This is a genomic window from Marinomonas posidonica (assembly GCF_043643765.1).
Classification (GTDB): Bacteria; Pseudomonadota; Gammaproteobacteria; order Pseudomonadales; family Marinomonadaceae; genus Marinomonas; species Marinomonas posidonica_A.
The window spans coordinates 209,889-222,277 of sequence record NZ_JBHZSP010000004.1 but is presented as its reverse complement, the minus strand read 5'-3'; the positions used below and the strand labels follow the sequence as shown (position 1 = coordinate 222,277).

The 12,389-nt window shown below is 45.5% G+C and carries 12 protein-coding genes; 8 read left to right on the top strand and 4 right to left on the bottom strand.

The genetic code is table 11. The features are described from left to right. Positions 1–3 precede the first annotated feature (3 nt). The 8 genes from ACHUFM_RS06500 (at position 4) to ACHUFM_RS06465 (ending at position 8,440) form a co-directional block, all read left to right on the top strand. Positions 4–1,620, top strand: coding sequence for a peptide ABC transporter substrate-binding protein (locus ACHUFM_RS06500; protein WP_394180704.1), 1,617 nt, complete (start codon positions 4–6; stop codon positions 1,618–1,620). Between the two features lie 131 nt (positions 1,621–1,751). Next, positions 1,752–2,672 carry an oligopeptide ABC transporter permease OppB gene (gene oppB / locus ACHUFM_RS06495; protein WP_113873158.1) on the top strand — a complete coding sequence of 307 codons (921 nt, stop codon included), beginning with the start codon at positions 1,752–1,754 and terminating at the stop codon, positions 2,670–2,672. A gap of 12 nt (positions 2,673–2,684) precedes the next feature. Beyond that, the gene (oppC, locus tag ACHUFM_RS06490) at positions 2,685–3,611 is read left to right on the top strand and encodes an oligopeptide ABC transporter permease OppC (RefSeq protein WP_394180702.1); all 927 of its coding nucleotides are present in this window, start codon (positions 2,685–2,687) and stop codon (positions 3,609–3,611) included. A gap of 9 nt (positions 3,612–3,620) precedes the next feature. Further along, complete coding sequence (gene oppD, locus ACHUFM_RS06485; protein ID WP_394180700.1) at positions 3,621–4,595, top strand: oligopeptide ABC transporter ATP-binding protein OppD; 975 nt, start codon at positions 3,621–3,623, stop codon at positions 4,593–4,595. Further along, positions 4,592–5,605: a murein tripeptide/oligopeptide ABC transporter ATP binding protein OppF gene (oppF, locus tag ACHUFM_RS06480; RefSeq protein WP_394180698.1), complete on the top strand. Its 1,014-nt coding sequence runs from the start codon at positions 4,592–4,594 to the stop codon at positions 5,603–5,605. Before oppD ends, oppF begins: the two co-directional genes overlap by 4 nt. Before the next feature lie 157 nt (positions 5,606–5,762). After that, positions 5,763–6,272 (top strand): putative pterin-binding protein, encoded by a 510-nt coding sequence (locus ACHUFM_RS06475; RefSeq protein ID WP_394180696.1) that lies wholly within the window; start codon positions 5,763–5,765, stop codon positions 6,270–6,272. Positions 6,273–6,284: 12 nt separating this feature from the next. Beyond that, on the top strand, positions 6,285–8,102 hold the full coding sequence (locus tag ACHUFM_RS06470) for a sensor histidine kinase (RefSeq protein WP_394180694.1): 1,818 nt from the start codon (positions 6,285–6,287) through the stop codon (positions 8,100–8,102). Then, positions 8,099–8,440: an Hpt domain-containing protein gene (locus ACHUFM_RS06465; protein WP_394180692.1), complete on the top strand. Its 342-nt coding sequence runs from the start codon at positions 8,099–8,101 to the stop codon at positions 8,438–8,440. The genes ACHUFM_RS06470 and ACHUFM_RS06465 overlap by 4 nt, the downstream gene beginning before the upstream one ends. Positions 8,441–8,496: 56 nt before the next feature. Here the strand turns inward: ACHUFM_RS06465 and ACHUFM_RS06460 are convergent, their stop codons facing one another. From ACHUFM_RS06460 to pstA, 4 genes are all read right to left on the bottom strand, one after another. After that, a complete protein-coding gene (locus tag ACHUFM_RS06460; protein ID WP_394180690.1) occupies positions 8,497–8,994 on the bottom strand; it encodes a GAF domain-containing protein in 498 nt (165 codons plus the stop codon). Between the two features lie 115 nt (positions 8,995–9,109). Continuing rightward, entirely contained in the window at positions 9,110–9,823 is a 714-nt protein-coding gene (phoU, locus tag ACHUFM_RS06455) for a phosphate signaling complex protein PhoU (protein WP_394180688.1), read from the bottom strand. 14 nt (positions 9,824–9,837) lie between these two features. Continuing rightward, positions 9,838–10,668, bottom strand: coding sequence for a phosphate ABC transporter ATP-binding protein PstB (gene pstB, locus ACHUFM_RS06450; RefSeq protein WP_394180686.1), 831 nt, complete (start codon positions 10,666–10,668; stop codon positions 9,838–9,840). A gap of 20 nt (positions 10,669–10,688) precedes the next feature. After that, positions 10,689–12,389, bottom strand: coding sequence for a phosphate ABC transporter permease PstA (gene pstA / locus ACHUFM_RS06445; RefSeq protein ID WP_394180684.1), 1,701 nt, complete (start codon positions 12,387–12,389; stop codon positions 10,689–10,691).

The following is a 12,389-nucleotide window of genomic DNA, read 5'->3' as shown; positions in this document are numbered from 1 at the left end:
GATATGACTATCTCAAAAACACTCATCGCCAGTGCCGTACTGGTCGCGTCTATTAGCACACTGCAAGTGCAAGCCGCAGATGTACCTGCAGGTGTTGTCTTAGCCGACAAACAAGAATTAGTTCGTGGTGGTGGCTCAGAGCCAGCCACGCTTGATCCGCAAAAAATTGAAGGCACACCAGGCTCTATTCGTTCTAAAGACCTATTTGAAGGTTTGTATAATCAAGACGGCGACGGCAATCAAATCCCAGGTGTCGCAACAAGTTACGATGTTAACGCGGACAACACTCAATACACATTCCACCTTCGTAAAGACGCAAAATGGTCTAACGGCGAACCCGTTACCGCAGAAGACTTTGTATTTGCCTTCACTCGCTCTGTTGATCCTGCAACGGCCTCTCCTTATGCCTGGTTCATGGAAATTCCATCCATTGTAAACGCCTCCAAAATCATCGCTGGCGAAGCCGAGCCATCGACTTTAGGTGTCAAAGCGCTTGATGATTATACTTTCCAAGTCACATTAGAGCGTCCAGTGCCTTACTTTGTGAAGATGACCTCACACCAAAACATGTTTCCTGTGCCGAAAAAAGTGGTCGAAAAGTGGGGCGATGATTGGACGAAACCTGAACACATGGTCTCAAACGGTGCCTATAAAATGGACGAGTGGATTGTCAACGAGAAGATGGTCTTTACTCGTAACCAACACTATTGGAACGATGCGAAAACCGTCATCAACAAAGTTACTTATTTGCCAATTGAATCCCCTAATGCGGAGCTAAAACGTTTCCAAGCGGGTCAGATGGATTTGAGCTACGAATTACCCAACGATCATTACAAACAACTTCTCCGAGACATTCCTGACGAAGTCGTGGTCACACCTAAATTGGGCACCTATTACTACCAATTTAATACCACCAAAGCGCCTTACAACGATGTCCGTGTCCGTAAAGCCTTATCTTATGCCATTGATCGCGATGTGATTACCAAATACGTCACAGGCGTTGGTGAAATCCCTGCGTATTCATTCACCCCAGAAGTGGTCAATGACTTTAACCCAGAGACACCGGATTACGCGACTTGGACTCAGAAGCAGCGTAATCAAAAAGCGCAAGCCTTACTAGAAGAAGCCGGCTTCGATAAGAGCAACCCACTGTCCTTCAAGCTTCTGTACAACACCAACGAGAACCATAAGAAGATCGCCATTGCGATTGCTTCCATGTGGAAAAAAACCTTAGGAGTACAAGTGACGTTGGAAAACCAAGAATGGAAAACCTACTTGGAAACCAAAAAACATCAGCAATTTGACGTTGCTCGTGCCGGTTGGATTGGGGATTACAACGAAGCCTCCACTATGCTTGATCTACTAACAACCACTCACGGAAATAACGACGGTAAGTACAGCAACGCCAACTACGATAAGCTGCTACACGATGCTCGCACCATGCAGAACCCTGCTGAAAACTATAACAAGGCAGAAGAGATTGCCATTGAGCAAGACATGGCAGTCGCCCCCATTTATCAGTATACCGAGAAGCGCCTAGTGAAAAGCTATTTAGGCGGCTACATGCCTAACCCAGAAGATAACGTGTACGTTCGCGACATGTACATCATCAAGCACTAAGACTCTCGTTTAATAACAAGCGTCTGTTGAAAACCATACCCAACGGCTAACGTCGTTGGGTATCTTTTGAACCCTCTACAGGTTGCAAATATTAGCCTTCTATTGACGAGTCTAATAATCCGGTAATAACTATGTTTACATTTATCTCAAAGCGCATTTTAGAAGCGATTCCCACCTTGTTGGTATTGATCACGATATCCTTCTTTCTGATGCATGCCGCTCCCGGCAGCCCTTTTTCAAGTGAACGCGCTCTACCTGCTGAGGTGTTAGCAAACATCAATGCCAAATACCATTTGGATGAGCCTGTTATTAATCAGTACTTCTATTACCTAGGCGGTTTATTACAAGGGGATTTAGGTCCCTCATTTCGTTATAAAGACTTCACCATTAATGAACTGATTGCCCAGAGCTTTCCGGTTTCTGCCGAAATAGGCATCTGGTCGTTTCTTGTTGCTCTGATACTTGGCGTAGGTTGCGGCATTATTGCGGCCCTAAGGCAGAATTCTTGGATAGATTACTCTGTGATGGCCTTCGCTAATCTAGGTATTGTGTTGCCAAATTTTGTATTGGCTCCACTTTGTATCCTATTTTTTTCCATTTATAACCACTGGCTACCGCCTGGTGGTTGGAATGGTGGCGCATGGCCTTACTTGATCATGCCAGTAATCGCCATGTCGACTAGTTATATCGCGCAGATCGCCCGTATTACACGTGGCAGCATGATTGAGACCATGCATTCAAATTTCATTCGCACAGCACACGCTAAAGGCTTGCCAAAGCATCGCATCATCTTTCAACACGCCCTACGCCCTACCATGCTTCCCGTTATCTCCTATTTGGGCCCTGCTTTCGTCGGGATTGTCACCGGCTCGGTGATTGTGGATGTGTACTTTGGGACCGGCGGCATCGGTCAACATTTCATTAATGGCGCTCTTAATCGCGACTATTCCATGGTCATGGGCGTCACCATTTTAGTGGGCACATTGACCATATTGTTCAACGCGGTTGTTGATATTTTATACGCTGTTATTGACCCTAAAATTCGTTATTAAGGCCACCCGAATATGATCACTACACAAGATAAAATCCAGGTCGTTGAGCAGTTCGCCGAACAAGTCACGGAAATTGAAGGTCGAAGTTTATGGCAAGACGCACGTCGCCGTTTTTTTTCTAATCACGCCGCAGTCACCAGCTTGATCTTATTAATTCTGATTACCTCCATCGCATTACTTGGCCCGTTATTCAGTCAATGGAATTACGATGACATTGATTGGGAAGCCTTATCCGACATTTCAGTCCTTGGCCGTCCGAACATTGAAAACGGCCATTACTTTGGTACAGACACCTTAGGCCGCGACATTTTTGTGCGAACTTTACAAGGTGGGCAAATTTCCTTACTTGTCGGCATCATGGGCAGTGCCGTCGCCATTGTCATTGGTACACTTTATGGTGCCGCGTCTGGCTATATTGGTGGACGAGTCGACAGCGTGATGATGCGCTTTCTGGAAATTTTAAATTCGTTCCCTTTCATGTTTTTCGTCATCATCTTGATGACCTTATTTGGCCGACATATATTTCTCATCTTTGTCGCCATTGGTGCGATTTCCTGGCTCGACATGGCGAGGATCGTACGCGGGCAAACCCTAAGTCTGAAAAACAAAGAGTACATTGAAGCGGCTTATGCCTGCGGTGTCTCCACCCCAAAAATCATTTTGCGACACATAGTGCCAAATGTACTGGGCATTGTTGTGGTTTACGCCACCTTGCTGGTGCCGAATATGATTCTGCTTGAGTCTTTCATCAGCTTCCTTGGTTTGGGCGTACAAGAGCCTATGACCAGTTGGGGGGCGTTGATTTCAGAAGGCGCGCAGAATATGGAAATCGCGGTTTGGCAACTAGCTTGGCCACTGGGTTTCTTAGTGGTCACCCTATTCTGTTTTAACTTCCTCGGCGACGGCTTACGAGACGCGCTTGATCCTAAAGACCGCTAAGGAGGCCTTATGAATTTGCTAGAAGTGGATAACTTACGGGTAAATTTCCGCACCCCAGATGGCTTCGTTACCGCGGTCAATAATTTAAATTTCACCCTTGGACAAGGAGAAACCCTGGGCATTGTTGGTGAATCCGGCTCAGGAAAAAGCCAAACCGCCTTTGCCTTAATGGGGCTACTGGCCAAAAACGGTATTATCGAGGGGCAAGCGCGTTTTAAAGGGCAAGACATCCTGAGCTTATCCGACAAACAGATGAATCGCATTCGTTCAAAAGAAATCGCCATGATCTTCCAGGACCCAATGACCTCGCTTAACCCTTATATGAAAGTGGGTAAGCAGCTGATTGAAGTCTTAATGCTGCATAAAGGAATGATCAAGACAGACGCCTTTGAAGAAGCGGTTAAAATGCTCGATGCAGTTAAAATGCCGGAAGCACGCAAACGTATGAATATGTACCCACACGAATTTTCTGGTGGTATGCGCCAACGTGTGATGATTGCCATGGCGTTACTCTGTCAGCCAAAATTATTGATTGCTGACGAGCCAACAACGGCACTGGATGTGACCGTACAAGCACAGATTTTGACCTTGTTGAATGAACTGAAAAATGACTTCAACACCGCCATTGTCATGATCACACACGATCTGGGTGTGGTGGCAGGATTATGCGACAAGGTGTTAGTGATGTACGCAGGTCAAACCATGGAATATGGCTCAACGGAAGATGTCTTTTATCAACCGACTCACCCTTATACCAGAGGCTTATTGCAAGCCATTCCACGATTGGACAGTGAAGGCGACATACTGACGACCATTCCTGGTAACCCACCCAACCTGCTTAACTTACCTTCTGGTTGCCCATTCCATTCGCGCTGTGAATTTGCAGAAGAACGTTGTGTGAAAGAAGTGCCGACGTTGGAAGAGTATCAAGTTGGAAAATTAAGGGCCTGTCATAAATCTGCCGATTGGGGAGTGGCATCATGAACGTACAAACCCGCAAAACCCCTTTAATGGAAGTCAGCGATTTAAAAGTCCATTTTAATATTAAAGCGGATAATGCTTGGCCCTGGACCAAGGCCAAAGCATTGAAGGCCGTGGATGGGGTAAATCTATCGATATACCCCGGGGAAACCTTAGGAGTGGTGGGAGAATCCGGCTGTGGTAAATCCACCTTAGCGCGCGCTTTGCTTCGTCTTGTGCCCATTACTCAAGGGGATGTGGTGTGGTTAGGTGAGAATTTAACCGAGCTAGACAAGAAGCAAATGCGAGCTAAGCGCCAAGAACTGCAGATGATCTTTCAAGATCCATTGGCCTCACTGGATCCACGAATGACTGTTGGGGACATCATTGCCGAACCTTTGCATACCTTCCAACCACATTTATCAAAACAACAGGTCAAGGAGCAAGTTCGTCAAATGATGGCCCGTGTTGGCTTGCTACCAAACGTTATTAATCGTTATCCCCATGAATTTTCTGGTGGCCAATGTCAGCGTATTGGTATTGCTCGAGCACTCATTTTGAAACCTAAGTTAGTGGTCTGCGACGAACCGGTTTCGGCACTGGATGTGTCCATTCAAGCACAAGTGGTTAACCTATTAAAAGAACTGCAAAAAGAGATGGGGCTGTCGCTGGTGTTTATTGCCCATGATTTGAGTGTGGTGAAGCACATTTCGGATCGAGTCTTGGTGATGTACCTCGGCAATGCCGTTGAGTTAGCAGACAAATCCTCGTTATACGATAACCCTCAGCATCCATACACCAAGGCGCTATTATCGGCCGTACCGGTTCCAGACCCAAAAATAGAACGCAACAAAAACATTCAGCTTCTAGCTGGAGATTTACCCTCCCCGATCAGTCCGCCGTCTGGCTGTGTCTTCCGAACTCGTTGTCCTCATGCCAATGAACACTGTGCGGAACACAAACCACCACTTAGCCTCATTGCCAACGATCGTTCACATCAAGCAGCCTGCTCTAGACTGCTAGAGTTAGTTTAAAGCTATTCAAGACTGGCTGCCAGATAGGTAGCCAAGTCCCCCAGCCCTTAAAAGACATGACGCAAACTGGCTTTTAAACGGCATTCTTGATAAGTTGATCATTGTGTCAATAATTTTTCCTTAATGTCACTTTTCATCTGTTCGTAAGAGGCGAAATATGAACTCAGTCATCTCCATACTTCTGATTTTCGTTGGCCTTATTTCCTTACCAAGCTTAGCTCTAGAGCAACCTAAGCAAAGAATCATACTGACAGTCGAAGGTGATTTCGAAAACACCAATGCCAACCAAGCGGCTAATTTCGATCTCCCTATGTTAACCGCCTTACCTCAATACTCTGTCACCACGAAAAATCCTTGGACAAAAGGCGCCCATTCTTATCGAGGATTTTCAGCCGCTGACTTACTGGAAACACTCAAAGCAAAAGGCACCATGTTAGAGGTCACGGCGCTCAATAAATACATGACCAAGGTGCCGGTTGAGGACTTTAAAATCAACGGTGCTATCTTTGCGACCCATCGTGACGGAGTACCAATGAGTGTGCGTAATCTTGGCCCTATTATGGTGATTTACCCATTTGACCATAATCCGAATTTAAAGTCAGAAGTCTACTATGGCCGCTCTATTTGGCAAATCCAACACATCAAAATCGCCCCGTTGGCGGAGTAAGGATACTTGCCAATGTTAAAAGGACATAACTGGTTATCACGATTCAAACAATGGATGATGTACGGCTTTATTGTGCTGATTATCATCATCACCATCGCACTGTTCGGCATCATTACTTACACCAGCGACAGCGCCAAACAAAATAGCCGTCGAGTATTCGAAAGCGCTCTTTGGAATGCCCTACAGTTACAAGTACAGACCTATCGCCTGCTTAATTATCTGGTGTTGTTAAAAGCACCAGACCTACCGCTCAATGGCCAGGCTTATTTTGAATACGATTTGCTTATGAGCCGCATTGACTTATTAAGGGATGGGGAAGTTGGCTCTTTGGTACGAGAGTTTGAAGGTGGTCGCACAACACGCTTATTAAACATCATGAACGGCGAACTAGAACTGCTTAGCTATCATATCAGCAAGCTAGAAGAAGGGGATTTAAGTTACTTACCCAGCCTCATTGACCGCATACAAAAACTGGATCCTCAATTGAATGAATTTGTCGGCTTGGTAAACAATGGCAGTAATGCTTTCATCAACAACCAACATCAAACCCTACAGTCCAAACTTCATTACATTCAGCTACTGTCCATCGCTTTGTTACTCTGCTTGCTCTGCTTATGTTTTTTTATGGCCAAAAGCTTTTCTCAATTAAAGTTTGCGCATGAACGTAATAAGCAGCTCAAAGCCGATATGCAAAACTCCCGCAGTGACAAAGCAGATTTATTAGGCTTCATTAACCAGCAAGTTCGCCCCCCTATCAACGCTATATTGGGCACAGCAAAAACACTTAACCAGCCATCGTACAGCGTTCCTGACGCCTTAATCAAACACATTGAAGAGTCTGGTCAACAATTATTACATACCATCGAAATGCTCTCCGACCTATCACTCTTAGAGGCGCAAAAACTCTGTCTGCAATCTTCAACAGATGATTTAAAAACACAAATGGAAGCCTTTGTTCAGCTAACAGAAGCGCAAATGTCCCGCAAAAATGTAGCCTGTGCGTTATACATTGATCCAGCCTTGCCTGATTCTGTGCATTTGGACTTTGGCCGCTTCAAAGAAATTGTCTTAGCCTTGTTACAAAACGCGATTGCCCATTGTCCTGCGGGCAGTATCAGTATTCAATTGCGGCCTTCGGCCTTAGCCGCACCAACCGTCCTTTTACCAGATGGCACCTATGAGACACGAGTCATGCAATTGGCCATACGAGACACAGGCTTAGGAATGCCCAACAACCTGCAGCAAAGCCTACGAGTAAACCCAAATCTACCAAACCAGGCAGACAGCCCAGATGCTAATACAGTCGGTTTAGATTTGGCCTTATGTCATCAGCTCATCTATTTAATGAAGGGCGAAATGCACTTTTCCTGTGTTGAGAATGAAGGTTGTGAGTTCTGGGTCGACTTACCATTTTATGTGCCAGCAGAGCAAGACTCTCCAACACACAGACAGCCTGTCTCTCTATCGCCTCAACCGCAAAAAACGGCACTGATTCTTGAGCAAGACATGAACTTAGCCAAAATCATTGAGCTACAGCTAACCAGCTTTAACATTAAGGTTAACCTAGCCCAAGAAGACGATGGGCATAGTTCATTAGATCAATTCGACCTCATTCTCGTAGGAAAATTCTCAGGTTTCGACCGTCACTTAGAAGAACGTCTCTTAGATTGTGTTAAGACAGGCACTACTCTATGGAGCTATCATTCACTAGACTTTAAAGACGCCTCTTTAGCCCCTAAAAGGCTCTCTTTCCCTCTAACACAAAGGAAGTTATCACCACTGATTAAGGCTTTATTTTTAGATCAACCAAAACATAAGGACAGCAAATGATAGACAAGGCCTATCTAGACTCCCTAACAGAATTACTGGGAAAAAATACCGTTAATCAAATTCGTCTTGAATACGTTCAAGACAGTACCCTTAAATTAGAGCAATTACTGAAAGCGTGGGAAGAGCGAGATTTCGAGACATTAAAGCAGGTCAGTCACTCCCTAAAATCGGCCAGTCTCAACATGGCGGCCAAACAATTTGCCCAACAATGCGAGATCATTGAAAAATCCGCAGGAAAAGGAGACGAAACACCGATCAAAACGACCATTAAGAGTGTGTCAGATGTTCATAAAGAGACGCTAATGGCGCTTTCCGGCTACTTTTCCATGCTCAAATAGCATCAACGATAACATTCACTAACGGTCATTTCACTAACCGCTATCTTTGCTAAAAACTAAATCGACCACTGAATGGTTGTGGCCTGTAAAAAAGTCGCCAGCAAAGCTTGAATGCCAACCTGATCAACCTCAGAAAAGCGCGCCACACTAGGGCTATCAATATCAAACACACCCAACAAAGTCTCACCGACGAATATCGGCACAACCAGTTCAGACGCTGACGCCGCATCACAGGCAATGTGACCTTCAAACTCATGCACATTCGCAATGCGTTGAGTGGTCGCCGTCATCGCCGCTTTACCGCACACTCCTCGACCAAAAGGAATACGAGTACAAGCCACTTTACCCACATAAGGACCGAGCACCAATTCATTATCACGTGCAAAATAAAAACCCGCCCAATTCAAATCATCGAGGGTTTGCATGATAAACGCCGAAAACTGAGCAGCATTGCATATAAAATCGGTCTCATCGGTCAATAAAGCGGCTAACTGCTCATTTAGACTTTGATAATAGTGTTCTGAAGATTCTGAGGAAGTCTCTGGAGTAAACATCTGTGCCTAACCAATCAAAAAGAAAAGCCGATGGTAACAAATGATGTGGCAGAGCTAAATGCAATAGAGGAGATAGACTCTGGTCTCCTTAACTGAAGACCAGAGCCTTAAAGGCTTATGCGTCTTTAACTTCGCCTGCCAAATCGTTCACATGTACGTGACGTACATCCACCCCTTTCACCATGAAAATCAAATGCTGACAGGTATGACGCGCATGGTCGCCAATACGCTCAAGAGAACGGAGTACCCAAATGACATTAATCACACGGGAAATACTGCGCGGATCTTCCATCATGTAAGTCACCAAAGAACGCAATGCCGTATTGTATTCTTGGTCAACCGCACGGTCTTGTTTCGCCACTTTAATGGCGGTATCGATATCAAGGCGAGCATACGCATCTAGTGCATCGTGAATCATTCGAGACACCATTTGACCAATACGATTAATCTCCACATAACCTCGTGGCGACTCACCTTCGTTGATCAAATTGAGGGTCAAGTTGGCAATTTTTTTCGCTTCGTCCCCCATACGCTCCAGTTCGCTAACGGCTTTACTGATCGATAAGATCATACGTAAGTCCGATGCGGCTGGTTGACGCTTGGCCAGAATGCGTGTGCACTCCTCATCAATCAAACCGTCTAACTGATTCACCGTCGCATCTTTATCTTTCACATCTTCCGCCAAAGAGCCATTAGCGTCCAAAAGCGCTTGAATCGAATCTTGAACCTGATTTTCTACCACGCCACCCATGGTTAAAAAGTGCTGACGAAGCTGTTCAAGCTCATTATTAAACTGCTGAGAAATATGATCTGTTGTTAATTCTTGCATGATAAATCCTCCACCTAGCCGTAGCGTCCTGTGATGTAATCTTCCGTTTGTTGCTTACTTGGGTTAGTAAACAGCGTATTGGTATCACCAAACTCAATCAAATCACCCAAGTACATAAACGCAGTGTAATCCGATACGCGCGCGGCTTGCTGCATATTGTGGGTTACGATGGCGATGGTGAAGTCATTTTTCAATTCGTGGATTAACTCTTCGATTTTCAAGGTTGAAATAGGGTCCAACGCTGACGCGGGTTCATCCAACAAAAGAACTTCAGGTTTCACTGCTACTGTTCGAGCGATAACCAAACGTTGTTGCTGACCACCAGACATACCCAGTGCACTTTCATGCAAACGGTCTTTTACTTCGTCCCACAATGCCGCTGAGCGCAATGCCCATTCGACCGTTTCATCCAAAATACGCTTTTTATTGATACCTTGGATACGCAGGCCGTAGGCCACATTCTCATAAATACTTTTAGGGAATGGGTTTGGCTTTTGGAATACCATACCAACACGACGGCGCAGTTCTGCAACGTCCGTGCCTTTTGCATAAATGTTTTGATCGTGTAGATTAATCTCCCCCGTAATACGGCAGCTGTCTACTAGATCATTCATGCGGTTGAAACAACGCAACAAGGTGGATTTACCACAACCTGAAGGTCCGATAAAAGCGGTCACCTTCTTTTCAGGGATGATCATATCGATCCCTTTCAAAGCTTCCTTTTCACCATAGAAAAGGTGTAAATCATTCACCGAAAGGCAAACGGATTCATCTTCAATACGCAAAGCCTGTTGGCTGCGTTGCATCGCTGAAATGTCAATTGAGTGTGTTTTTACGTCGCTCATAATAATCTCTTCTCCGCCGCTTACATTTCCAGCGATTTGTATTTTTCACGTAGGTGGTTACGAATGGTCACTGCTGCTAAATTCAACAGTGCAATCACCACGACCAACAATAGGGCTGTTGCGTACACTAATGGACGTGCCGCTTCTACATTCGGACTTTGGAAACCAACATCATAAATGTGGAAACCAAGGTGCATAAATTTCTGATCCAAATGGATGTATGGATAATTGCCATCTAAAGGTAATGACGGTGCTAATTTCACCACCCCCACCAACATCAATGGCGCCACTTCACCCGCAGCACGGGCAACCGCCAAGATAACCCCAGTCATAATCGCTGGGCTGGCCATCGGCAAAATAACTCGCCATAAGGTTTCGGCTTTGGTCGCACCTAAAGCCAAGCTACCTTCACGCACATTACGAGGGATACGTGACAAACCTTCTTCCGTCGCCACGATCACCACAGGCACGGTCAGCAAGGCCAAAGTGATGGATGCCCACATCAAACCACCTGTACCGAAGGTTGGCGAAGGCAAGGCTTCTGGGAAAAAGGCTTGGTCAATACCAGATCCTAAAAAGTAGATAAAGAAGCCCAGACCAAAGACACCATATACAATCGATGGTACACCAGCTAAGTTGTTTACCGCGATTCGAATAATACGTGTTAATACACCTTGTTTCGCATACTCACGCAAGTAAACCGCCGCGACAACACCAAATGGAGTCACCAATACTGTCATCAACAAGACCATCATTACCGTACCAAAGATCGCAGGGAAAACCCCACCTTCCGTATTGGCTTCACGTGGCTCCGCCGATAGGAACTCACCTAACTTAGCAAAGTAAAACGCCATTTTCTGACCAAAGTTCATGGCATTGGCACGGTAAGCTCGAACGATTTTTGCAACGGGAAGCTCATGGACGGTTCCGTCCATTGCTTGAACAACAAAGGTGTCGCGATTAATTTTCGCGTACAGGTCAATCAAGCTCTGTTGCAGCAGCTTGTATTCTTCGTCGTATTGACTGCGTTCGACAGCCAGATCGGCCACAGCAGCAGGTGTAAGCTCTCCATTCAGTTCCAAACGACGCTGTTCTAAACGAATGCGCTCAAGACCGTAGTTAATTTTACCTATGTCGCCTTTTTCAATTTCATGAATTTCATCGAAAATATCTGTCGCGCGATCAATGCTGCTTTCAAACGCTGCCCAAGTGGCTAATGCAGACTCCGTTGGTGTCGTATCATTGGTTTCAGACACGACTTGACCATCTTGTTTCACCGACTGCAAATAGCCATACAAGTTACCCCATTCATGACGCTCAGCAGTAAACAGCATTTCTGGACGCTTCACATCCGTTAGGTACTCATCGATCACCCAGCGAAAATCAGAACCGTAAATATCACGGTTACCTGTTTTCATCAGGGTACGCTGCATAAGTTTATGATGATCGGGAATATCAATCCCGGCTTCACGCAACTGAGCGGCAGGTACCTCAACACTTTCAACACGTTCTGCGACTATGTTGTAAGCTTGAGTGCCAGGCAATTCGTAACGTGCTTCCACCACATCAGCCGGCCAAAAGTGACCAAGACCACGCACTGCGATCAATAATAACAAGCCAATGACCATAATAACGGAAATGGCCACCGCACCCGCATTAAGCCAAACCCAAGGATCACCGGATTTAACCCATTCAGATACGGACTTTTTCTTCATTTTCAT